Raw genomic sequence first — 24,664 nt, 5'->3', positions numbered from 1 at the left:
ACCCTGGTAGCCAGTTTTCGGGTACGCCCTGCAATGAGTCGAGTAAGAATGATAGGATTGAAAAAAAATGACGGGGTTGCCCGTATCGTTTCCCTGTTTGTTTTATTGGGAACCTTGCTGATCGGCGTGCTCAGCCTGCCTGCTCAGGCTGAATTTTCTCTCCCGGGATTTTCGGATAGCAATACCAATAAGTTTGTGACCGTTGATGAGGCCTTTCCGTTTAACTTCAGCCAACAAGGCGACAGAGTCTATCTTGACTGGCAGGTGAAGCCGGGCTATTACCTCTATCAGCATCAACTTTCCGTTACCGGTAACGACGCAACGCTGGGGCAACTCGGTATCCCGGCGGGTAAGCCTTATCAAGACGAGTTCTTCGGTGAAGTAAACATTTACACCGATCCACTGACCGTCAGCGTGCCACTGATAAAAGCGAGTGAAGGGGCAACCCTGACGGTGCGTTATCAGGGCTGTGCCAAAGCCGGTTTCTGCTACCCTCCCGAAATTCGCCAGGTTCCTTTATCTGCCGTTGCGAAAAACAATAATAGTTCGACGCCTGCGATCCCATCAGCAACAACGGCAGCACCACAAGAAAAAGTACGTACTAACACGCAAACAGCAACCGCTGTCACCGGTTTTGACACAGCAAACATCGCAAGTACAACCGCACCGCCACCGCCACCGGCAACGCAGCAAGATCAGCTGGCCAGTGATCTCGCCGACCAATGGTGGACGCCTCTGGTCTTTTTGGCCTTAGGTATCGGGCTGGCCTTTACGCCATGTGTCTTACCCATGTACCCCATTCTGACCGGTCTCGTATTAGGTGGCGGCAAGCTCAGCCACGGCCGCGCTTTTCGTCTGGCTTTTATTTACGTCCAGGGGATGGCGCTGACCTACACCTTGCTGGGGTTAGTGGTCGCTTCGGCTGGCATGCAGTTCCAGGCGGCTTTGCAGCATCCCTACGTACTGATCGGCTTAAGTGTCCTGTTTGTACTCCTGGCCCTGTCGATGTTTGGGGCTTATACCCTGCAGCTCCCTAGCAGTGTTCAGACCTGGCTCAGCGGTCTGAGTAACAAGCAGCAAGGTGGCCACATCGGCGGCGTGTTTGCCATGGGGGCAATTTCCGGTTTGGTCTGCTCGCCATGCACCACTGCTCCGTTATCCGGTGCATTGATTTACGTCGCGCAAAGCGGTGACTTACTGACAGGTGCCGTTGCCTTGTATGCACTGGCTATCGGGATGGGAATACCACTGATCCTAGCAGCGATGTTCGGTAACAAACTGCTGCCAAAAGCGGGCAACTGGATGACCCATGTAAAAGTGTTCTTCGGTTTTATCCTGTTGGCCGTACCAATTTTTTTACTGGAACGTATACTGCCTCACGCTATCGTGCCCTATCTATGGTCAGTATTAGGCATTGCAGCATTTGGCTGGTTATATCATGTCAAAACCACCATGCCAGTATCATGGCGTAGCAGCACATTGGCCGTGATTGCAATTATGGGTCTGTTCGTGGCGACTCAGCCGCTATACCTGCGGATAACAGAGACTCAATCTTCCGTAACAGCCAAACCGGTACACGTTGAGTTTGCCCGTATCAGCACTATTGATGAGCTGGATTTAGCACTCGCCGAGGCCAAGGCCCTGGGCAAACCCGTGATGTTGGATTTCTATGCTGACTGGTGTGTTGCCTGTAAGGAGTTCGAGAAGTACACCTTCCACGATCAGGCTGTGGCCCCAGAGCTGAGCAAGTTTGTATTACTGCAAGCGGATGTCACCAAAAGCTCGCCTCAAGACATCAAGCTACTACAGGAGCTAGACGTACTGGGCTTACCGACTCTTGATTTTTGGGATGCACAAGGTCATCGACGGCAGAGCGCTCGCCTGACGGGATTCATGGAAGCCAAACCTTTTCTTCAACACCTAAACAAGCAGCGGCTCACCAACTGAGTTATCGCTGCTGAATTATAAGATTAGGCGCATAAAAAAGAGCACATAATGTGCTCTTGTTTATATTCAATGATACTTCACGGGATCATAGCACGACACGCTATCAGCCCACTTCTGCGGCTCATCAAGGTTTAACTGGCTGCGAGCATCCCGCATATGCCTGCGTATTGTTCTCACGTTCATGTTTGGTGCCCATTCCACAATGGATATCATGACGGCCATTGGTTGCTCTAATTCCCCTTTCACCAACATATCGCAACAACGATGAACATGTCTTTGCATACGCTCGGCAACTATTTCAGCACCGGAAGCATCGGTATCTGGCAGCAATAAAGCAAATTCACTGCTACCGGTACGGGCAATAAAATCCCGCGGGCGGTACACCCCTCGCCGTAACCCTTTGGTAACGCGCTTTAGCAAATAGTCACTAGCCTGATGACCACAAGTCATGGCATACAAACGCAACGGCTCAATATTAATCATCATTACGGTGAGATCACTGTTATGGCGGCGCGCAGCCATAATTTCCCGATCCAGCATCAGCTCGAAATGTTTATCATTCTGCAGTCCCGTCACCGGATCGATCAAGGCCACAGAAGCCAATTCCTGCCGTAATCGCTGCTCTTCAAATTCATGCCAGACAGAGGCATGGAACCAATGATAAAGGCACTCTCTTACCACAATAATAATGATGAATCGGCTTCCTATACTCAGAAACGTTATCGCATTATCGACATAACCAAAGTACGTATCCGTTACTAGTAACGAACAGAGGATAGGTACGACGGCTAGATATAATGCCGGTCGGTAACTAAAAAACGCAATGACCGAGAGAAATAGAAACAGATCACTGTAAGCATAAGCGCTCAAAAAGTGAGATTGGTGGATCAGTAATGGAAAGAGCAGCGCCCATCCGCCCCCCAATAAACACGCCAGCGCGACGGAAACACTTTGCCAGCGCACTTTAAATGGCACGGCCTGAGCAACGAGCCACAATACAGAAGCAATCGCGCCAAAGATCGCCACAAAACCGCTAAAGGTCGATTTACTTGAACTGGTCGCCGTCGGTACGAACCAAAATAATTCTACGGCCACTAAGGTTAATAACAATACCGACGTACCAATGATTAACTTCCAGCCCTGTTCCTGGCGCTGAAATTGTTGTTGCTCAAAATAATGTTGACCATCATTTCGTAGTTCAATTTGTCGGATCATCCCTTGGCTCATCAACAGCTACATTCCCTCATCATAAAGCGACTAAATGTTTAAAAACTTAACTGCAATATCATCAAGCATTACATCATGGTTAACCAAAGGACTGATCCAGCTCTTATCTTGAGTGTTAACAAATTGATCTCCCCTGATCGCAGTGATACCTTAATTGAAATAAATTACAAAATGACTGCCATGGACGCTCAGTACACTATTGTTATTGCCGATGATCACCCACTATTCCGTAATGCACTGTTTCAATCAGTCCATATGGCGATCAGTGGTGCCAATCTGCTGGAAGCCGATGCGCTTGATACCCTGCTCAGCTTGTTAGAAAAAGAGCCCGAGGTCGATCTTCTGTTGCTTGATTTAAAAATGCCGGGCTCAAATGGCATGTCGGGCCTCATCCAACTACGCAACCAGCACCCTGATTTACCAATTGTGGTTATTTCTGCCAGCGAAGAAGCGACCATTATCAGGCAAGTACGCCATCATGGGGCCTTCGGCTTTATACCCAAATCCAGTGATATGCGAGCTTTGATCGGCGCACTCAATCAGGTGCTCGAAGGTGAACCGTTTTTCCCTGAGGGAATTGGGGAAGAAGAGGATGACGACGTAAACGAACTGGCGCAAAAGATTGCGACGTTAACCCCGCAACAATACAAAGTTTTATGCATGTTGTCAGATGGGCTGCTCAACAAGCAAATTGCCTATGAACTCAAAGTGTCGGAAGCCACCATTAAAGCCCATATGACAGCAATCTTTCGCAAGATGGACGTGAAAAACCGTACCCAGGCCGTTATTTTGCTCCAGCAAATGGATTTAATCCAATAGGTCATAAACCCGTTGATTACAAAAGCATCAGGTATCAAATCATCTAGCTTGATATCTTTCATTTACTTTAAATAAACATAATTATTTGACCTCTTATCCTCAAAATTAATCATTAATAGCCAATAACCACAACAAACCTCACAGCTCCCTTTTAATCCAATACCTTGAGGCTTAATAACCAATAACATTTCACCCTTGCTGCTATAGCCGTGAAAAATCTCCTTCTCGGGATCAAAGATTCTATTTAATGAGTTAGACTTTAGGCTAACGTTACATTTAATTAACACTCTCAAAGTTCAGCTAACGTCACAAAATCGCCGGTTTCAGGGCGATTTTTTTTGTTTCCGGCTCGACTAAAGTTGCACTGTTTCCCTGTCAAATCATTGCTATTGTCACTCAGTAACATTTCATTAACGCGCTTTGCGGTGCGATTATTAACATGACGTGTAAGGAGATAACAATGGCGTTTGAATCCAAGGAGCAGGCTCAGGCCTACTGGAGAGAAAACCTCGCCACGATGGGCTCTTTGTTAGCCATCTGGTTCCTCGTGTCTTATGGTGCGGGCATTTTATTTGTCGACGCCCTTAACAGCTTCCAACTCGGTGGTTTTAAGCTGGGTTTCTGGTTCTCGCAACAGGGGGCCATTTACACCTTTGTGATACTGATCTTTATCTATGTGGTGCGTATGAACGCGCTGGATCGTAAGTTCAACGTACAAGAAGACTAAGAGGTTACTCATGGATATCCAAACCTGGACGTTTATTTTAGTTGGTATAACCTTTGCAGTTTATATCGGTATCGCCATCTGGGCCCGTGCTGGCTCAACCAGTGAATTCTATGTCGCCGGCGGCGGTGTTCACCCAGTGGCCAATGGTATGGCAACGGCCGCTGACTGGATGTCGGCAGCCTCTTTCATCTCCATGGCCGGTATTATTTCCTTCGTCGGTTATGACGGCGGCGTATACCTGATGGGCTGGACCGGTGGTTATGTGCTGCTGGCTCTTTGCCTTGCGCCTTACCTGCGTAAGTTTGGTCAGTTTACTGTGCCTGATTTTATCGGTGAACGTTATTACTCAAAAACTGCACGTATGGTCGCTGTCTTTTGTGCCATCTTCGTTTCGTTTACCTACGTTGCAGGCCAGATGCGTGGCGTTGGCGTCGTCTTTGCCCGCTTTCTCGAGGTTGATATCAATATGGGTATTATCATCGGCATGGGTATCGTGTTCTTCTATGCGGTACTAGGCGGGATGAAAGGGATCACCTACACCCAGGTTGCTCAGTTCTGCGTCTTGATCTTTGCTTTCCTGGTACCGGCTATCTTTACCTCTATCATGATGACAGGAAATCCTGTTCCACAAATTGGTTTGGGCTCGACGCTGACAGGATCTGAAACCTATGTGTTGGACAAGCTGGATGGCTTAACCACTGAGCTCGGTTTTACCGCCTATACCGACGGCTCAAAAAGCATGGTTGACGTCTTCTTCATCTGCGCCGCGCTGATGGTGGGTACTGCAGGTCTGCCGCACGTCATTATTCGTTTCTTCACCGTACCTCGCGTTAAAGATGCCCGTATTTCTGCCGGTTGGGCACTCCTGTTTATTTCATTGCTTTATACCACAGCACCCTCGGTTGCCGCCTTTGCCCGCGTGAATATGATCAACACGATCAATGGCCCGGACATGCAAGGTGTCGCGGCAGAAGATGCGCCAGGTTGGGTAACAAACTGGGAGAAAACGGGCCTGGTTAAATGGGAAGATAAAAACAGCGATGGCAAGATGTTCTACTCGGGCGATGAGCGCAATGAGATGAACATCAACCGTGACATTATCGTACTAGCAAGTCCGGAGCTGGCTAAGCTGCCTAACTGGGTGGTGGCGCTACTGGCGGCGGGTGGTCTGGCTGCCGCACTCTCAACCGCAGCAGGTCTGCTACTGGTGATCTCCACCTCGATATCCCATGATTTGCTGAAGAAAGGCTTCAAACCTGATATGACCGATAAACAAGAGCTGCTAGCTGCCCGAATAGGTGCTGCCGTCGCGATTATCGGGGCAGGATACTTAGGTATTAATCCGCCAGGATTTGTGGCGCAGGTTGTTGCTTTCGCCTTCGGCCTTGCTGCCGCATCTTTCTTCCCTGCAATCATTCTGGGCATCTTCTACAAGCAGATGAACAAAGAAGGCGCGATTGCCGGAATGCTGTCAGGTATTGCGTTTACCGCGTCTTATATCATCTACTTCAAGTTCATTAACCCGGCGGCAAGTACCCCCGATAACTGGTTCTTCGGGATCAGTCCGGAAGGGATCGGTACACTGGGTATGTGCCTGAACTTTGTAGTATCGATTGTGGTGAACAAGGTGACCGCAGAAGTACCCACGGATGTTCAGGATATGGTTGAATCGATCCGCTATCCCAAAGGGGCCGGTGCAGCGCAGGAGCATTGATACGCAAGCTAAAACAATAGTTTGGCTAATAAAAACGGAGCGAAAGCTCCGCTTCTATTATTAACCGCTATTAGAATATGCCTTTCTTTTTCACCTTCTGAATACTCGCAATTTGTTGCGACAAATTCATTTCAGGTTCTGGGTCTTCTATTTCAGGCAATGGCTGCCCGTTAGATAAGGCTTTAATGAGTTTATTTTGCGCCTTCAATAGTGCTTTTAATTCGGCGATTTCTCTGTGTTGACTATGCGCTTTCATTTCGGCAGACAGATTGTGTTGCAGTGTTGCTAAATCACTTTCTGATAATGCATTTTGCGATTCCGCAGCGACATCTTTTGATTCCAACAGCTCTTTCTTTAGTTGCTGAATTTCAGCGATAAGCGGACTGATATCACTCTCTGCCCTTAGCTCGCCAACTAATGCCTCGGTGTCAACAGCTGGCACTGCAGGCTCGGTCGCTTTTAAGTCAGCTAACTCAGCCTTTAACTGCTGAATTTCTGACAACAAGGGTTGCATATCTACAGCAGCCTTCATCTCAGAAATCAATGCATGCATATCAATCGCCGGCGAAGCAGATTCCGAAGATGGTAATGCTAAACCACAGTTTTCCAACTGCTGCTTTAGCGTTTCCATCTTAATATTGTCTTCAGATAATGATCCCGCAAGGCCATTACTCATTGCCGGGCTAAGCAAGTAAAGAAACATTCCTGACAGATAAATATTCTTGTGCATGTGCAGACTGTAATGCAGGGCTACGCCGGCACTTGGATCTGACATCATTTCTCTACGTTCTTTCGCCCAGTTTTGCATAACGCCGACCGCATAGCGGTCGGAGTTAGAATTGACAGGGTCAAGATAAATTGAGTAGTTAACTCGCTTTAACTGACTATTACTCATCTTCGACCTCTACTAAGGTTTCACGCTCAATGTGAACCTCTTCAACATCGGTGTTGTACAGACATAGCTCACGAGCCAATGCTGACTGGGCATCTTTAATCAGTACCACTCGCTCGCCTAATGTTTCATAAGCCGCTTGAATTGCGTCATATACCAACGGCGCACCACCACCAACCAGATAAACACGGTTAGGGTTTTTAGCAAATTTCTTCGCTTCATACGCCACCGCTGAACCCAGCTCCTGAATCTTGATTTCGATCTTATCAAGAATGGTGTTCATCTGTGATTCGTCGTTGACGACCTCTTTAACGAAATCTAAATCGTGGCGGCGTTTAATTAATTCGTTTGCCACTAAGTAGCTAGAATCGCTGTCTGCTGATGCCAGTGCTTTACGCGCTGCATCAGTGACCATTGATACACCAATTTCGTTATTACCGTAAATCGCTGAAACATCATCAAACTGACCAACAACAATCCCCATGTCCAGGGTTGTACCGCCACAATCAACTACCAGTGAGCGAGAGAACTCATTACAATCTGAATTCATCAAGGTTGATAGCACAGCCGGTAAGCTCTCAGGCATCACTTCAACATCAGCAATTTCAAACAGCTCACCTTTATTTAAACTGATTTCACGCATCAGGTTCGCACGTTTTTTGGCGATTTTCTCTTCATTGCGCTGGCAGTCTTCCGAGTTATAAAACTCAGTAATTGGCAGGGTGACGACCAAAGTAAGCGGGCATGGCTTTAAACCTGTTTGCATCAGTGCATGGTGCACAGCAAGCAGGTTCAGATCATCATATTGATAATCAACATGGGTTGTTTCTAATGCTTTATCTGATGTGGCATCGTAAGTATATTTCGTTGTACCAATGGTGTAGTTATAAACTTTTTTATCGCGTCGCAACGCAGCACTTTTCCAGTCTTTACGGAAAGAGTTCGGAGAAACGATGGTTTTTAACTGGTTGTTTTCAATCCAGCTTACTTTTACATTTGTTGAACCATCGTCAACCGCAATTTTAAACGCCGATACCGTCATAACTTCACTCACAATAATAATTAGTAACACCCTTTTATAACAATATCCAAATGGTGATACCGTCATAAAAAGTTATTTTTTCAAACAAAAAACAATGCAACAGGTTTTATTTAAAATAATAAAAAATCAATAACATTAAAGAAGAACGGGTCTTCCTAAATATAAATTTATAATATTTTCAATAACATCAATCTAAATATCTGGCCATTCACATTTTATAACCTGCAAATACCTTCAATTCCCAGCGTTAACTGATGCCGTAGCTTCTTGAACTTATAGTTAGTCTGCATTGCCAGAATGGGAGCATTATCTTGCAGGGGACGCTGAGAAGCAATGGCAACTCAGGCCCCCACATCAAATAAAAGCTCCGAGGCTAATTCACCATCACATCAAGACGCGACACCGGGCGGTTAGACTCGGCATAACGTCGGGCTTTGCTAACGGCTGGGCCTTCCGACTCTAATTGTTCTTTACCAAACAGCAGTGCCAGCTGATCATCGGCTTCCTTGGTTAATACCATCATTTCAATACGACGGTTCTTACCGCTTTTCGGATCTTGTTTATTCACTGGCATACGTGCGGCCATCGCTGCAACTTGCAGGATATTCGTAACCGGAAGACCGGAGTCGACTAACACCTGGCGGGCTTTAAGTGCCCGGGCTCCCGATAAGTCCCAGTTAGTGTAATCACGGCGATGAAAAGGGATACTGTCTGTATGACCACTGATCACCATGCGGTTTTTTATTTGTCCCAGCACTGGTGCAAGATTAAACAGCATATCTTCAAAGAAAGGGGTAATTTCAATACCGCCGCGCTGAAACATAAAATGATCATCATCATCCTGGATCAGAATTCGCAGGCCTTGCGGTACAATTTCCAACACGATGTTATTAGACGCAGACAGTTCTTTCACCAGCTCTTTTAACCCTTTAGCCAGCAACGCCAGCTGCGCGGTCGAAAGGTGTTGACCTGCCAGCATCGAATTTAATTTAGGCCCTCGACCGGCACTGGCATCCTTTTTACCCTGAGGGATCTGCTGAGCTAAAGAAGAATCCAATTTATCGTTACCATTCGAAACGGTATTAATCGGGTTTTCAAACGGTGATGCATTACCGTCAAAGTCAATCGGAAAAGGGCTGTTGGTAATTTCAAATATATTGTCAAAAACCGTCGCCGTTTGCAGTCGATTCTGAATTTCGATTCGGTCTTGTTGGGTTGTGATCCCCATCAGCCACAACACCATAAAAAACGCCATCATCGCGACGGCAAAATCAGCAAAAGCGACCTTCCAGGCACCGCCATGATGGTCATCATGATGGCCTCGCGCTTTTTTCTTAACAATAATAACCGGATGATCTTTACTCATGATTCGCTATTGCCCTGTCATCCAGTTTTCCATCGTTGCAAAAGAGGGTTTAACCTCAGTATGCAAAACTTTACGCCCGGCATCCAAAGCCAATAATGTTGGTTTACCCTGTGCCTGTGAAACCAAAATGGCAGACACCATATGCATCGCCATCATTTCTTTTTTCACCAGGTTTGCAATGCTGGCGCCAAGGGGTTCAAAAACCGCATAACACATTAAAATACCAAAGAAGGTACCTACCAATGCAGCGGCTACCTTTACCCCGATCAATGCCAAGTCACCACCGATACTCTGCATGGTCACTACAATACCGAGTACCGCAGCAACAATACCAAAGCCCGGCATCGCCTCACCCACTTTATTCATCGCTTTCGCAGGGCGGATCAAATCTTCTTCTAAAGTATGAAGCTCTAACTCTAATACCGCTTCCAGATCATGATGGTTCATTTTACCCATTGCCATCATCCGTAAATTATCGGTAATAAAACTAACCAATACATTAGAACGAGTCGCTTCCGGGTATTTTTTAAAGATGCTACTGTTTTGTGGATTCTCAATGTGATCATCGAGCTTTTTAATGCCGTCTTTACGAATAATTTCGAGCAGCTCAAACATCATTTCAAGCACGGATTTATAATAATTTTCGCTATAGCCTTTGCCAAAAATCATCTTAAGACGAGTCATAATGTTTTTTAGGACATAAGGTGGATTTGAGATCACCATTGCCCCAAAGCCCGCACCAAGAATGATGATAAATTCAGCCGGCTGCCAAAGCGCTAACAATCGTCCAGAGGCATGAGTGTAACCATAGACAATGCTTCCGAATACAATGACGAAACCAATAATAATTTGCATGTGACAACTCCGCTAAACTGACTCTCGCCAATCCTTTAACATACTGTTTAAACTTTTCAGGGCTTTTTTATGAATCTGACTAACGCGAGCCTCGGTTAACTCAAAAACCAAGGCGATTTCTTTCAGGTTCATTTCATGTTCGTAGTAAAAGCTCAACATGACTTGTTCCCGTTCCGATAATCGCGCCAAGGCTTGAGCCATCGCTTTTTTCAATGCCACGCGTTCGTAGCTGTTACATTGAAAACTCAAACCAAAGAATTGCTCGCCGTCTTCTTGTAAGGCTTCCATGCTGGTAAGACTTTCGGCTTGGGTATCAACCCGACGCTGTTGAACTTCGCCCAGATCAATTGCTAACTCTGCGGCAAGTTCTGGATCGCTTGGCATACGTCCTAGCTGACGACCTAAGGCACGTTCCGCATCACGCAGTTCATGGCTTTTCTGACGTGAACGGCGCGAGCGCCAGTCCATTCGTCGTAATTCATCAAGGATCGCCCCACGGATCCGTTGCACAGCCAGACGTTCTAATGCCTCATCATCTTCATCAGGATAACGACGAATAATATCGAGCAATGCCATCAGACCAATTTGCTCCATGTCTTCTAACGACATCACCGTTGTAACTTGCGCGGTAAGATGGCGAACAACACGCTTAACTAAGCCTGCATGTTTGCTCACTAACCGCTGTTCGCGCGGCTTCTGGCCAAGCTGATGGCTTGTTTGATAAGCATGAAGCCCTTGCGCGCCATAAGACATTGCTGCACTGTGCACATCCGTCTCCTTTACTGAATCACCATTTTGGTGATCAGTACTTGATCGATACCATTACTGCTCGCCATATCATTCATGACGCTGCGCAGCTTGTCGCGCAATGCGATTTGCAGCGGTTTCATCACCCCGGGTTGCGCAAAAACGTTGTAATGTTGTTCGCTCAATAACGTGATCACGGCGTTACGGATAACCGGCAGGAAATCTTGCAGCTTATCGAGCTCTTCCTGGCTGTAACTCATTACCGATAGCTCCATCATCAAATAATGAAGACGATCGTCACCCGGTACGCTCACCACAAATTTGTCCAGTGCGAGAAAGACCGGTTTTTTTACCAATGCAGCAACCGGTACCTGTGGCTCGATGTCTACTGCCACTTCCGCGATCTTTGCTTGTTGCTGGAAATACCACCAGCCACCCGCACCAATTAAAGCAATAACCAGTACGACCGCTGCAATAATCAGTGGGTTCTTTTTACTTTTATTCTCTTGCTTAGCTTCATCAGCCATAGAAAAACCTTACAATTTATTTAAATCATGGATTCATAACGGCCAACAGATGTCGACATTGTTGTACGTTGTTGCGTTTCTTCATGGGCTGTTATGAACTGGTTAGTCATGATTTCAGGTTCATTATGTTGACCTGGTTGCTGTTGCGACTGCTGGTACATGCCACTTGATACAGAGACATCGGTTAACTGCATCTGGCTACCGTCAAAGTCAAACCTCAGGCGCTCGGCATTGGCAGCCAATGCTTCACGTAATTGCGGGTGCGCCGCGGTAAAATGCACCGAGACTTTGTCACCATCAAGACGTAGGCTGACATCTAAACGACCCAGTTCCGGCGGATCTAACCGTACATGGGCATGTTGGATCTGATCGCTTTTGCTCAGCTGTAAACGAGAACGAAGCTGCTCAACAAGTTCGCGTCCCCATTCGGGCTTGCTAATATCAACACTCGCCTGAAGCTGCTGGGTTACACTGGAAGAAGCGGCAACCAGTGACGGATTCTGGCCATTAAGCCCCTGGCTGGCATGGCTGTTAATGTTATTCGCCACGTTCATCGCCAATGGCGATAACGCCGAGGTTGATGGGGTAGACAGCAGCACATTCGCTAACTTATCCATCAATGCACTCTCATTCATCGCCATCGGATTTTCTGCAGACAACAACGCGCCGTCTCGCGACATAACGGCATTTTTAGCCTCGGCAAAAGAACCTGATTTCTGGTTCAAAAATTGCTGTACTCTTTCCAGCAGCTCCGCTTTATCGGTGCCATTTTGCAACGCTTGCCCGGACAATGGGTTCATCGCCGATAACGGTTGAGCAACGGGCATCGCCGTTGATGCCGTCAGCACTTGCTGTGCCAACGCTAACGCTTCGGATTCTGCCCTTCCTGCCTGACCATTGGCTAACAGCGGCGCTTGTTGATTTGCCTCAGGGTTGGCGACTTGCACCAATAACTGCTCTATTTGCAGTGCCAGCTCTTCAGCAGAAGGTAGCGCTTCGCCATCCGCTTCTGAGAGAACGTCTTGTTGTTGATCTGGTTGTTCCTTTATCTTTTGCTCAAACTGAGCAAAACTTATCGGCTCGGCATCCAGCTCATTGGGCTTAACGTCAGACGCTGCTACCGATGAAGAAGCCGTATTTGAGCTGATGTTTTTTGTTGCTACCTGTTGCGCTGGGCTATTGGCTGAAATTTGCATGTCACTCATTCATTAACTGTTTTGCAAGTACGCAAGTACGCCTTCTTTATTACATTCTTGCTGCTTGATCTGCTGTTGGGTTTGCGCTTTCTCGCGCTCACCCTCGGCAATCATGGTGCTATAAAACTGATTCAACCGTTGTAGCTGCTGCTTATCCGCGACAGACAATGGCTGTTGTTTCATTTTCGGGATAGCACGCTGCAACTTGCGGTCTAGTGCTCCAAGGGTTTCCCAGTCTTGCTTCGCTAACGCTTTTTCAAAACTGTGATAAATCCCTTGAAGTTGCAGCTCAAGACTCACTGCCGACCTGAACCCGGTTGGGCTTAAGTACCACCCAACCTTCAAGAATATCGGTAATTAAGCGGGTCACTTCATCGATACCTTCGAGCTCATCATTGATATTGGCCTCGAACAGACGGCGACCGCAATAATCATATAACCGGAACAGCTCGACGGTGACATCGCCGCCTTTCTCTTCGTCTAAGACAGAGCTGAGACCATTTAAAATGTCGAGACATTTTGAAATCGTCATGCCTTTATCGGCAATCTGGCCGCGTTCCATAAAACCACGAGCGCGGCTTAAATTATCCAGCAGGCCTTCCAGCAACATCTGGATCAGACGGTGCGGGCTGGCTGCGGCTGCTTGGGCATGGTTTTGCGAGTGTTGGTAGGCACCCAGGCCTTCTTGATTCATCATTTCTTGTGCTTCACTCTTTGCTACATCAACATGCTGACCAGCATGTTCTGAGTTTGGTTCATTTGGGCTATCTGGCTGTCCATTCGTGCGTAATAAGCTCGTAATGTCAGGACTTTTGCTTCCATTCGTGCATCGAGCTTTTCACGATCTTCCGTAATCTGTTTGTTGTTGACTTCCAGCTGATCAATGCGGCGATCGTAGTTACCGCCATTTTTGTGGTAATCATCAAGGACCACCATCATCTCATCCATCATGCCGGTGTTGATTTCATCCCCCAAAAACAGCTTGGAAACCGCCTCGAAGTCATCTTCCAGCGCCTTGTCCAGCTTCTTCTGGTCAATTTCCAGCGTACCCTGGCGGGTGGTGGTAATGCCTAGCTGAGACAGGGTGTTATAGGTTGAAGCACTGTATTCAGCACCAATCACGCCCCGCAGACGGCTGACCATGCTCCGCGTTGCCGAATCGCCTGACAGCGCCGCGGCCTCGTCCTCGCTCGACTTGGTGTAGGTATTAACCGTTTCGATGATCTTGTTATAATTATCAACAAACGACTTGATGGTGCTCTTGACCGAAGACTGATCGCGTTCAATCGTCACGTTGACCGTACCGGTATCTTTCAGGTTCAAGCTGATCCCGTCGATCACGTTTTCCATTTTGTTGGTTGCCGAGGTCAGGGTCATCGAACCGAACTTCACCGTCGCATCCTGAGCGGCCTGCAAGGATTTCTGAGCGTTATCCGGCAGAGCAAGATCCAGGCTATTGTTGTTGACTTTGGCCGGATCGATTGTCACCGTGATGGCCCCGAGCGCATTCGCCACACCGGTATCTTTGCCGTTCAGCACCATGCTGATGCCATCGCCGGAGCGGACTAATGTTGCTTTCACCCCGTCACTGGCGGGATCGGAATTGATCGCGCTCTGCAGCTCTTCCAGCTTAACGCCTTGAGCCGGGTCATTCAGACGCGTAATTTCATCGTTATAAATGGTTTGCAGGCTGTTATAATTGTCCAACCTTGCCTGATCAAAATCCGGGTTCGCCGAATTGGTCAGCATATCGTCAATAGCTGCAGCATCAGCCGCTACATCTAAGCCGTGCTGATCAGCAATTTTCTGTCTGACCTGAGCATCATGAGCCGCCTTCTTATCGTTCTGCTCAGTGACTAAATCGCCTTTCAGCGTGGCGATATCAATGTTGACCGCACCAAAACTGATCGTACCTTCGGTAAACATGCTGCCTTCGGTCACTTTAAACAGCTGCTCACGCTGGGTTTGCGCCAGCTGGGTCACTTCAAAGCTGTACTCACCCGCGACCGCATTACTGTCTACGGTTGCCGACAGTACATCTTCATTACTTAACACCGCCTTTAATTTTTCAAGTTCACGGCTAGAGTTAAGATCTTCGACTTTGTCGCGAAAGCTGTTAATGGTGAACTGAATCTCTTTCAGCGCATCTATTTCGGCATTGTTCATGCCCTCTTGACGATTTAGCTGATTATCTTTCGGGGCCCGTTCTGCACCCACGATCGCACCGATCATACTTTCGTAATCAATGCCTGAACCTAACCCTGTCATTAACATGATTTACTCTCCGCCAAGGGGTATTTGCCTATTTCCGCTTTACTTGCATGTACAGGAAAACATTGCACCAATAGCAATAAAGCAAAAAACGTACCATATTTAATCCTTTGTTTTTAAAGGGGTTGGTAGTTTTCAAAGGCCAGATAAAAAGAAAGCGGAAGTAATACTTCCGCTCTGGTAGATGTGATAAACCGTGGCTCACCACAGGATGGCTACGAAAATTAACGTAGTAGCTGAGAAACCATGCTAGGCATCTGGTTTGCCTGAGAAAGCACGGTGATACCCGCTTGCATCATAGTGTTCTGCTTGGTCATGTTGGCAGATTCAGCTGCGATGTCGGCATCCATGATGCGGCCTTTCGCCACAGACATGTTTTCTGCGATGTTGCCCAGGTTGTTGATAGTAGACTGGAAACGGTTTTGCGTCGCACCCAGGTCAGCACGAATACCACCCACATTTTCAATCAGTGCGTCAATTTCACTCACCGCAACGCCGGCACCAACAGCTGTATCAATCGAACCCAGCTTTGCTGTATCTAGGTCTGCAGAGTCAACTTTAACATTGATGGTGTTACCGGAATTAGTCGAACCACCCGCGGCTGCAAATACGTTAACCGCATCAATCGCAGCTGTTGCTTCAGCCATTGTTGGAGTACCAGCAGCCGCAGCAGTCGCATAGGTTTCAGCAGCTGTCGCAAATGTTTCCAAACCAGTCATTTTTGTAACAAGATCGTCTGGTAAATCGATTTTATCCAGCGTTGTACCTACGGCAAGTGCCGTGCCATCTTTCGCTTCCGTGATACCGATAGCATCTAATGCAGCAAGAGAGTCTGCCGTTAATGGAGCGTTACTAGCAATCGCAGGGTCTTTTAAAGCTGTTGCGCCAGTCTTGATTTTTGTAAGATCAGCCGTTGTGCTCGTGCCTACATAACTCTCAAGTGCTGTTTTGATATCAGCTAATGTCTCAGCGCTAGCGTTCGCTGGTGTTGTCTCATCGGCTACAGCAGCTTTCAATGTCTTAACATCAACATCAGCACCGACCTGGAAATCAACACCTGCAGACAGTTTGTCAAACAACTTTTCACCTTTACCAAACGTCGTTGTCTCGGTAATACGGTTCAGCTCTTTAGTTAGCGCCTGGTATTCTTTATTCAGTGCAGCACGGTCAGAGTCAGAGTTAGAGCCGTTTTTAGACTGAACCGCCAAGTCACGCTGACGCTGCAGGATGTTGGTGAACTCTTGCAGCGAGCCTTCAGCCGTTTGCGACATAGAGATGCCGTCGTTGGCGTTACGCTGGGCTACTTTAAGACCGTTAACCTGAGAGGTCATACGGTTAGCAATCTGCAGGCCAGCCGCATCATCTTTTGCGCTATTAATACGCAGGCCAGTAGACAGGCGCTCCAGAGAGCCGTTTAGTGAGCCCTGTGTGCTTACCAGGTTACGCTGTGCATTCATTGATGCAAAGTTAGTGTTGATGGTCATCGCCATGATGAGTCTTCCTCTAATTCGGTATAAAAATGTTATTTTTAATTAAACAAGCAACATCTCTATCGGGGCGATGTAGACACTGCTTCTTCGTCGTTACCTTTTTAATGCGACCCGTTATTTTAATTGCTTAAATAGTTTTTCTAATTTTTTACACCATTCTGAATAACAGTGAGGTTGCTCCCAACCTCGCAGCCGCTTCAAAGTGACAACGGCTATTGAGCATCGTGATTGCGCGCACGACCAACCGCAGAAAGCAAAAAAGCGAGCCGAGGCTCGCTTTTATCTTTTACACAAATTATGAACAGTTGAAGATCCTAAACATGTCATCCCGGAATTGAGGAACGAGATATCCGGGATCCAGCTCTAACCGTGTACTCCTTAGATACCGTATAAGTTCGTTCCTCACTTTACGGTATGACAAAGTTTGTTAACTGAACTCATCAAAACTTCTTTGATGAAGTACTAGGGTTCCAGCAATGCCACCACATTATGCCGCGAGGCATTGGCCTGGGCGAGCAAGGTCGGCACGGCATTGTCCAGCAGCTGCAAAGAGACATTGTTCGGCGCTTCTAACCAGCTGGCTTCTATTACCCCATCATCGTTCATCACCCCGGACTTCATCATATTGGTGGCGACTAATTTTTCTAGATCCTGGCTAACCTGACGTTGAACTTTGGAGATATGCGCCAGTGATTGCTGCACTTTTTGCATCATCCGTTCAATATCGGCCAATGCCTTACGGGTTGATTGCGGCTTGCCAAATTCTAAATCTTGCGGTTCGATCGCCGTTTTATCACGTTGTTCAAGCTTGGCTTTTATGGGGTTGCCTGAAGGTAGGATTTGCCCGCCACCAGACATCCAGACCCCTTGCTTCACTTCGGGCCATTGCGCCTTGGGGATACTGAAGGCCAAGTCGCCATACTTATCGATATCGACCTGAATACTACGAGGCGCCAGGGCTTGGTTAAACTTCTCGGCAATCTCATGGTTGTTTTCATCGTTATCAATCCGGATACGAACAGAGCTTGGGGTACCGGAGTCAAACTGAAAACGTAAAATTTCATCTTGCTTGCGCATCGTATTTAAGCGCATGCCTTTAAAAGAAAACTCTTCTTTGGGTTGCTCCCCACTTAACCGCGGGCTCAGATCATGATGCAGTACCGGTTCGCCTTCATATCTGGCTTCACGGGTCAGCTTGGTCAGTTTGTTTTTCAACTGATGAAGCGACTGCTGCAGCTGATCTTTTTTACCTTCTTGTACATTCAGCGAACGGCGTGCCAACTGGCGCATTTGCCCCAGCATATCACTGGCATCCTGCAGGGCTTTCTGCGCACTTTGTGCTTGTGCAGCTTGCTGATGCGCCTGGCTGGTTTGCACCAGCAAACTGCGATTCTTCCCGTTTGCCGCCGAGTGCTGTTGTTCTTGTTTGGATTTTTTTTCAACAACTTTCGCGACAGCAGCAACCGGCTGCTGCTTGGCAACGCGATCGGTTTGGGTACTGTCGCTACTGCGCAGCGTACTATGGCTGGAGGTTATTTGATTAACCAAGGTGACCTCATTTTTCAGTTGGCGGAGCTCGTTCGGGTGACCCCGATCACATCAATTTAAACAAAGATAAATTCTGGATTTTACTGTAGGTCATCTGGGTGGCTTGCAAGGCGGCCATTTGAGAGTTCATTTCTAAAATCGCTTCACTGTAATCCAGATCTTTCACATCGCCGATCAACTTGCTGTTCACCAGTTTATTATCTTCGTGAGAACCCTGTACCATGCTCAGGGCATTGCGCTGGCCACCGACTTCCGTCCAGGCCCGGTTGATTGACTTTAATGTGCTATCAATATCACTTTGGGCAGCGGTCACGCTGGCCGTTAAGCTGGTACCTTCAATCGCGGGGTTACGTAAACCAGTGATGGCTTTATCAAGGGCGTTGAATATATCACTTCCACCATTAAAGAACATATCTTCTGCGGTCTGGTTGGCCGGAATACTCATCGATTCGGCCACTTTTACCATACGCTGATCGCCATTGCCCTGGTAAACATACTTGCCGGTTACCGGATCTTTGGCAATTGGCTGGGTATCTGTCATCGTACCCGCAAAAATGTAATCACCGTTGGGGTTTTTACTGTTTGCAGTATCGGCCAACTGATCAAGCAGCGATTCTAATTCTGTCGCGATGGCTTCGCGCCCTTCCATGGTGCTGTTGCTGGCATTTGATACGCTGATCACGAGTTCCTGAGCACGTAACACTGCGTTGTTTGACGCATCCAGATGCGATTCGGTCTTACCAAGCTGGGCTTCAAGATTGGTAATGTTTTTCTGGAACTGGCTGATATTGGCCTGTTCGCGATCCAGCATCATTAACTGTACCGAACCCAGCGGATCATCAGACGGTTTGAGCATCTTCTCGCCCGAGCTCATCTGCATAAATGATTTGTTCACCCCGGTGGTCGAGGTCTGCATACTGGTTAGCATGACGGTATTAAGCTGGGCTGTACTTAAACGCATGTGTCTTTCCTTTTATTTTAATACCGATTAACGAAACATCGACAGGGTGACATCGAACAGCTGTTGCGCGGTTGAAATCACCTGCGCATTAGCCTGATACATCTGAGTGTAGGTCATGATACTCGCAGCCTCTTCATCGAGGTTTACCCCGCTAATGCTGTCGCGATCACCCTGAGCCTGCCCCACCAATGCTTTTGCAGCTTCGGTATCGGCTTCAATCTGCGCGGTTTTGATCGCCCAGTCACCAGTTAAACCGGTGTAACCGTTATGGAGAGACTTACCCTCTAATTTCGCGATAGCCGCCTGATAGGTTTCAGCGTCTTGAGAGCTGAGTTTGGTCGGGTCAATCGAGACCGGCGCATTTTTCAGATCAATCAGCTGTTGCAGGTTTTCACTGTTACCGGGTTCGCCTGCTTTTGAGGCAAAAGCCAGTTGATTAGGATCGTTAACCAATAGCGTTAAATTTTTAGCGGCACCGTCAATGCTATCAACGCCGCCAAAGACGGCTTTGCCCGGAACGCCGTTAAGATCAAAACCCGCCTGGTGTGATTCATTAACCTGAGTGGCAAAGCTGTATGCCATCACATCTAATTCATGCTGCAGCCCTTTGAGCTCGCCATCTCGATAGTGAATCAAACCACCAATGGTGCCACCGATATTACCATCGAGCGCTAAGGTGCCATTACCACGTTGCAGCGATAATGAACCATCACTGTTTTGCTTCAGCTCGCTGGCACTGCCACCACTGACTAGCGGTTGCCCTTTATCCAGGGTAATACCAACGGTACCGTCATCACTGTACATGGTATTGACATCCAACAATGCCGACAACTCGCGAACAGACTCGTCTCTGGCATCGAGCAAATCAGTCATGCTTTTACCACTGACACCGGCATCACGAATACTTTCGTTCATGCTGGCAATCCCCGCCATTAAGGTATTGGCTTCAGAGACCGAGGCATCTAACTGCCCGCCTACTTGCTTGCTTTGACTCTCAAACTGCGAATTCAGGTTATTGAAACGCTGCACCATCGATTGGCTTTGGCTGACAATAGTCTGGCGAAATGCGACATCTTGCGGGGCGGCTGACGCTTCGCTTAATGCGGCGTAAAAACGATCGAGGCCGGTATTAAGGTTGGTGCTGTCATTATTTAGCAGGGTCTCGGTTTTCTGCATATATTGAGAGCTGATTGCGTTGAATCCCCATGAGCCTTTCTGTTTGTAGATCTGCTGATTGAGATAATTATCGGCCATGCGCTCAACACTGCTGACACCAACGCCGGCACCTTGGGAGCCTGTATCCATCTGAGCACCAAACCCGACCCGCTGGCGGCTGTAACCTGGCGTCATCGCATTAGCAATGTTATGCGCTGTGACTGAAAGCCCCGTATTGGAGGCGTTCATGCCTGATAAACCGATATTAATTAAGCTCATAGTTCTTCGTCATCAAAATGGTTATTAAGTTGCACAGACAAGGGCGTACTGTCATGCCACCAATGCGGCTGTAATGCCTTGCTGTAGGGGCGATCGGTTTCATTGAATACCGGACTCACCGCACCCGAAGGTAAATTCGAGCCAGAAGGCATCGCCTCACCCTGTTGATTAACAGCGACCAGTTGTTGCTGTGGCTTAAATGCCTCATGCTGGCCAAGTTGCTTGACCAGCATATCGGCAATACCCAAGCTTTGCTTGTGGCTCATTTCAACCGCAATCTGGCTGTCGTGCATCGAACGGTAGAACTTCTGCTGACGGCTGTTAAACACCCCGTCTTCTTCATCTTGCATCGCATCCGATGCCTGACGCATGTGCTTCAACACCGTCTGTAAAAACACCGCTTCAAACTGCCCTGCCGCCTGCTCTAGCGCTTCTTGCTTATCCGTATTGGCTTTGATGTTCTGAATACTGGTTAAGTCGTTATACAGCGCGGGGTTATTGTCATTATCAATAATTTTCATTACAGCACCACCAGCTCACCGTCTAATGCTCCGGCTTCATCTAATGCAATCAGAATGGCCATGAGATCATTGGGGGTAGCGCCAAGACTATTGACAGCATCAACAATAGTTTGCAGAGCGGTACCTTCGTCACTGTCAGGCCAGATAAATACTTTGCCGCGCTCTTGATCAATCGACACATCAGATTCAGGTGTCACCGTGGTATTACCCTGGGCAAAGGCATTAGGCTGGCTTACATTGGATTTTTCCACCACACTCACGGTCAGGTTGCCGTGGCTTACTGCTGCGGTATGTACTCTGACATTCTTACCCACCACGATGGTGCCGGTGCGGGCATTAAACACCACCCGTGCCGGACGAGGGCCGGTTTCAATGTCTAAATTTTCAAGCATCGCCAAGAAAGTAACACGCTGACTCGGATCATGCGGGGCACGCACATTAATGCGGGCATGGCTTTGCGCCAATGCGACATCGGGACCAAAAACTTTGTTGATCTCTTTTTCAATATTCCGGGCGGTGTTAAACCCGGGTTTCTTCAAATTAAGAACAACAGTAGAAGACGTCAAAAACGAGGATGGAATTTCACGCTCAATAATACCGCCGTTGGGAATTAAGCCCGCGGTGGGAATATTAATGGTGATACCACTGCCACTGCTGCCTTGCGCGACCACACCACCGACCACTAAGTTACCTTGTGCAACGGCATAGATCTGACCATCGGCCCCTTTTAACGGCGTCAGCAGCAAGGTACCGCCACGCAGGCTTTTCGCATCGCCAATCGATGACACCGTGATATCCAGCGACTGGCCTTTACTGGCAAGAGCCGGAATGGTGGCATTAACCGCCACCGCTGCGACGTTCTTCAATTTTGGATCGGTATTGGCCGGTAACTGAACACCAAACTGGCTCAGCATGTTTTTAACCGACTGCGAGGTAAATTTGGTCTGGCTTTTGTCACCCGTACCACTTAAGCCCACAACCAAGCCGTAACCGACGAGTTGGTTCTCACGGATCCCCTGAATATCAACCACACTCAACAACGGTTGGGCCTGAAGTGATATCGGACACAGAATAAGGAGCAAACCAATAAGGTATTTTTTTATAACCATTAGATTGGGAACCAAGAGCTGTTAAAGAATCGGGACAACCAGCCAGCTTCATTCGCATCTGCGAGCGCCCCCCGGCCAGAATAGGTAATCCGGGCATCACCCAAGCGCTGGGAAGATACACGGTTGGTACCGTCGATATCGTCAACCCGTACCAGACCTGACAAGCGGATATACTCATCGCCCTGGTTGAGCTTCAGCCACTTTTCACCACGAATTCGCAGCACCCCATTAGGCAACACTTCCGCCACCATTACGGTGATACTGCCCGACAGTGAGTTTTGCTGTGAGCTGGATGAAGACCCTTTAAAGTCTCGCTCAGCATCAAGGGTAAATTCCCCTTTCGGTTGTAGTTTCCCGGCAAACAATGGCGCGGCAATCCCGACATTACTGTCTTTACCGTAACTGGTACCCGCTTTCTTACTGGAGCGAGTCTGCTCTGCCAGCTCAACCGTTAAGATATCGCCGATACGAAAGGCCCGGCGATCCTGGAACAGCGCCATACCGTAGTTGGCACTGAACAGGCTACCATCGGGATCGACGGTAACTTTAGGGAACTCCATATCCGGCACATTCTCTTCCGGCTGAACATCAACCAAGCTTGACACCGGCGCACAACCGGTCAGAAAGAGAGTGCCCAGTAAAAAAATAACGCGTAACATGCCGCTATACTCACATTGACTGGCTGACAAATTTCAGCATTTGATCGGCACTTGAGACCACTTTGGCATTCATTTCATACGCACGTTGGGTAGTGATCATATTGACCATTTCTTCGACAACATTAACGTTTGAACCTTCCAGGCTAAACTGACTAATTTGACCCAACCCATCTTCACCACCGACACCTTCAATCGGTGCGCCCGATGCGCCGGTCTCTTTAAACAAGTTACCGCCTAACGACTGCAAGCCGGCAGGGTTGGCAAAGTTCGCCAGGGTGATCTGACCGATTTCCTGCGGCTGCGGATCATCAGCCGTAGATATAGTGACCATACCATCGGTACCGACACTGAAGTTGGTGGCATTTTCCGGGATCTCGATGTTTGGCATTAACGGTAAACCCGCAGCCGTCACCATCATACCTTCTGAATTGCGATGGAACTGGCCATTACGGGTATAACCGGTATTACCGTCAGCCAGCTCAATCTGGAAAAAGCCAGAACCCAGCACCGCTAAATCGGTGGGTTGCTCCGTATTTTGGTAAGCCCCCGTTTTCATCAGCTTTTGAGTGCCTATGGTGCGTACACCGTTACCTAACTGAAGGCCGCCCGGGTTTTCATTTTGCTGATCGGTCATTGCACCCGGCTGTTTTTTCATTTGATAAAACAGATCTTCAAATACCGCGCGATCTTGTTTAAAGCCCACAGTATTGACGTTTGCCAGGTTATTTGAAATGACCTGCATTTGGGTATCTTGTGCCGCCAGACCCGTTTTACTGACCCATAGAGCTGCGTGCATGTGTATTACTCCTGAAAAAAGCTGTTCTATCGACGTACTGTTCTATCAACGGAGATGAATTAGCTACCGCGTACACTTTGGTTAGCCGCGAACGATTCGGTTGCCTGCGGTCGCTAAATCTTCCGCGGTTTTCATCATTTTTATTTGAAACTCAAAATCTCGGGCCAACGACATGTTGTTGATCATTGATTCAACCGCATTGACGTTACTGGTTTCAATGTAACCTGAGGTGACGGTCACGTTCTCATCAGCGTCGGCCTGACCACCCTGCCCTGCAACTCGGAACAAGCCATCTTCGCTTTTACGCAAGCTGGCCAAATCGGGCTTCACCAGCTTTAACTGACCCACTTCCTGAACCAGGCTGCTGCCCGATGGCACGATAGAAATCGTGCCATCGGCCCCGATATCTAACTGTTGATATTCAGGGATCACAATTGGGCCGCCTGTGCCCATGACAGGGCGGTCACCCAGCATCAATGTGCCTTCCGCATCTAAGTGGAAGTTACCGGCACGGGTATAAGCTTCGTCATTGTCTCCGGCTTCAACCGCAAAAAAGCCGTCACCGCGAATCGCTATATCAAACGGATTATCAGTATGCTGTAAGGCGCCATTTGAAAAGTCGGTACCACCCGCCCGTGCGGCGACCAAAGTCCGGCTCTCAAAACCGTTACCTTTTACTGCCACACTTTCAGCTTGTTCAATATCGGCACGGAACCCCGAAGTATTGACGTTAGCAAGATTATTGGCATGCACCTGCTGCGCCATCATTACGCGGCTCGCACCCGACATGGCAGTAAATAACATCTTATCCATCTG

Annotated in this window: 24 protein-coding genes; 4 read left to right on the top strand and 20 right to left on the bottom strand. The window is 48.0% G+C overall.

Annotated features, from left to right (window positions below; genetic code table 11):
- The first annotated feature begins 48 nt into the window (after positions 1-48).
- On the top strand, positions 49-1,947 hold the full coding sequence (locus tag C9I89_RS17805) for a protein-disulfide reductase DsbD (protein ID WP_107284661.1): 1,899 nt from the start codon (positions 49-51) through the stop codon (positions 1,945-1,947).
- A gap of 66 nt (positions 1,948-2,013) precedes the next feature.
- Here C9I89_RS17805 and C9I89_RS17800 read toward each other — a convergent pair whose 3' ends face one another.
- On the bottom strand, positions 2,014-3,174 hold the full coding sequence (locus tag C9I89_RS17800) for a GGDEF domain-containing protein (protein WP_107284660.1): 1,161 nt from the start codon (positions 3,172-3,174) through the stop codon (positions 2,014-2,016).
- Positions 3,175-3,354: 180 nt separating this feature from the next.
- Between C9I89_RS17800 and C9I89_RS17795 the strand changes: the two genes are divergently transcribed.
- The 3 genes from C9I89_RS17795 (at position 3,355) to C9I89_RS17785 (ending at position 6,434) form a co-directional block, all read left to right on the top strand.
- Positions 3,355-3,993, top strand: a complete 639-nt coding sequence (locus C9I89_RS17795; RefSeq protein WP_107284678.1) for a response regulator transcription factor — start codon at positions 3,355-3,357, stop codon at positions 3,991-3,993.
- Positions 3,994-4,453: 460 nt separating this feature from the next.
- Entirely contained in the window at positions 4,454-4,720 is a 267-nt protein-coding gene (locus C9I89_RS17790; protein ID WP_107284659.1) for a DUF4212 domain-containing protein, read from the top strand.
- 10 nt (positions 4,721-4,730) lie between these two features.
- A complete protein-coding gene (locus C9I89_RS17785) occupies positions 4,731-6,434 on the top strand; it encodes a sodium:solute symporter family protein (RefSeq protein WP_107284658.1) in 1,704 nt (567 codons plus the stop codon).
- A 70-nt stretch (positions 6,435-6,504) separates the two neighbouring features.
- On the opposite strand, the gene C9I89_RS17780 is transcribed toward C9I89_RS17785, so the two are convergent.
- From C9I89_RS17780 to flgF, 19 genes are all read right to left on the bottom strand, one after another.
- Entirely contained in the window at positions 6,505-7,329 is an 825-nt protein-coding gene (locus C9I89_RS17780; RefSeq protein ID WP_107284657.1) for a hypothetical protein, read from the bottom strand.
- Positions 7,322-8,380, bottom strand: a complete 1,059-nt coding sequence (gene parM, locus C9I89_RS17775; RefSeq protein WP_245905517.1) for a plasmid segregation protein ParM domain-containing protein — start codon at positions 8,378-8,380, stop codon at positions 7,322-7,324. The genes C9I89_RS17780 and parM overlap by 8 nt, the downstream gene beginning before the upstream one ends.
- Positions 8,381-8,741: 361 nt before the next feature.
- Entirely contained in the window at positions 8,742-9,734 is a 993-nt protein-coding gene (locus C9I89_RS17770; protein WP_107284656.1) for a flagellar motor protein MotB, read from the bottom strand.
- Positions 9,735-9,740: 6 nt separating this feature from the next.
- On the bottom strand, positions 9,741-10,589 hold the full coding sequence (gene motA / locus C9I89_RS17765) for a flagellar motor stator protein MotA (RefSeq protein WP_107284655.1): 849 nt from the start codon (positions 10,587-10,589) through the stop codon (positions 9,741-9,743).
- Between the two features lie 12 nt (positions 10,590-10,601).
- Positions 10,602-11,357 carry a FliA/WhiG family RNA polymerase sigma factor gene (locus C9I89_RS17760; protein WP_107284654.1) on the bottom strand — a complete coding sequence of 252 codons (756 nt, stop codon included), beginning with the start codon at positions 11,355-11,357 and terminating at the stop codon, positions 10,602-10,604.
- 11 nt (positions 11,358-11,368) lie between these two features.
- On the bottom strand, positions 11,369-11,863 hold the full coding sequence (locus tag C9I89_RS17755; RefSeq protein WP_107284653.1) for a flagellar basal body-associated FliL family protein: 495 nt from the start codon (positions 11,861-11,863) through the stop codon (positions 11,369-11,371).
- A gap of 20 nt (positions 11,864-11,883) precedes the next feature.
- Complete coding sequence (locus C9I89_RS17750; protein ID WP_107284652.1) at positions 11,884-13,068, bottom strand: flagellar hook-length control protein FliK; 1,185 nt, start codon at positions 13,066-13,068, stop codon at positions 11,884-11,886.
- 3 nt (positions 13,069-13,071) lie between these two features.
- Positions 13,072-13,359 carry a hypothetical protein gene (locus C9I89_RS17745; protein WP_107284651.1) on the bottom strand — a complete coding sequence of 96 codons (288 nt, stop codon included), beginning with the start codon at positions 13,357-13,359 and terminating at the stop codon, positions 13,072-13,074.
- The gene (gene fliS / locus C9I89_RS17740) at positions 13,349-13,756 is read right to left on the bottom strand and encodes a flagellar export chaperone FliS (protein ID WP_107284650.1); all 408 of its coding nucleotides are present in this window, start codon (positions 13,754-13,756) and stop codon (positions 13,349-13,351) included. The genes C9I89_RS17745 and fliS overlap by 11 nt, the downstream gene beginning before the upstream one ends.
- Positions 13,757-13,776: 20 nt before the next feature.
- Positions 13,777-15,333: a flagellar filament capping protein FliD gene (gene fliD, locus C9I89_RS17735; RefSeq protein WP_170107733.1), complete on the bottom strand. Its 1,557-nt coding sequence runs from the start codon at positions 15,331-15,333 to the stop codon at positions 13,777-13,779.
- A gap of 221 nt (positions 15,334-15,554) precedes the next feature.
- On the bottom strand, positions 15,555-16,820 hold the full coding sequence (locus tag C9I89_RS22985) for a flagellin N-terminal helical domain-containing protein (RefSeq protein ID WP_107284649.1): 1,266 nt from the start codon (positions 16,818-16,820) through the stop codon (positions 15,555-15,557).
- A 462-nt stretch (positions 16,821-17,282) separates the two neighbouring features.
- Positions 17,283-18,368, bottom strand: coding sequence for a hypothetical protein (locus tag C9I89_RS17725; RefSeq protein ID WP_107284648.1), 1,086 nt, complete (start codon positions 18,366-18,368; stop codon positions 17,283-17,285).
- 46 nt (positions 18,369-18,414) lie between these two features.
- On the bottom strand, positions 18,415-19,329 hold the full coding sequence (gene flgL / locus C9I89_RS17720) for a flagellar hook-associated protein FlgL (protein WP_107284647.1): 915 nt from the start codon (positions 19,327-19,329) through the stop codon (positions 18,415-18,417).
- Between the two features lie 27 nt (positions 19,330-19,356).
- Positions 19,357-20,763: a flagellar hook-associated protein FlgK gene (gene flgK / locus C9I89_RS17715; RefSeq protein WP_107284646.1), complete on the bottom strand. Its 1,407-nt coding sequence runs from the start codon at positions 20,761-20,763 to the stop codon at positions 19,357-19,359.
- A complete protein-coding gene (locus tag C9I89_RS17710; protein WP_107284645.1) occupies positions 20,760-21,284 on the bottom strand; it encodes a rod-binding protein in 525 nt (174 codons plus the stop codon). Before C9I89_RS17710 ends, flgK begins: the two co-directional genes overlap by 4 nt.
- Entirely contained in the window at positions 21,284-22,393 is a 1,110-nt protein-coding gene (locus C9I89_RS17705) for a flagellar basal body P-ring protein FlgI (RefSeq protein ID WP_170107732.1), read from the bottom strand. Before C9I89_RS17705 ends, C9I89_RS17710 begins: the two co-directional genes overlap by 1 nt.
- Positions 22,393-23,052: a flagellar basal body L-ring protein FlgH gene (gene flgH, locus C9I89_RS17700; RefSeq protein WP_107284643.1), complete on the bottom strand. Its 660-nt coding sequence runs from the start codon at positions 23,050-23,052 to the stop codon at positions 22,393-22,395. Before flgH ends, C9I89_RS17705 begins: the two co-directional genes overlap by 1 nt.
- 10 nt (positions 23,053-23,062) lie before the next feature.
- The gene (gene flgG, locus C9I89_RS17695) at positions 23,063-23,848 is read right to left on the bottom strand and encodes a flagellar basal-body rod protein FlgG (RefSeq protein WP_107284642.1); all 786 of its coding nucleotides are present in this window, start codon (positions 23,846-23,848) and stop codon (positions 23,063-23,065) included.
- Between the two features lie 81 nt (positions 23,849-23,929).
- Positions 23,930-24,661 (bottom strand): flagellar basal-body rod protein FlgF, encoded by a 732-nt coding sequence (gene flgF, locus C9I89_RS17690; RefSeq protein ID WP_107284641.1) that lies wholly within the window; start codon positions 24,659-24,661, stop codon positions 23,930-23,932.
- Positions 24,662-24,664 lie beyond the last annotated feature (3 nt).

Origin of the sequence: Photobacterium lipolyticum, assembly GCF_003026475.1 — a bacterium.
In the GTDB taxonomy this organism is placed as follows: domain Bacteria; phylum Pseudomonadota; class Gammaproteobacteria; order Enterobacterales; family Vibrionaceae; genus Photobacterium; species Photobacterium lipolyticum.
This window is presented reverse-complemented; position numbering and strand designations above follow the sequence as displayed.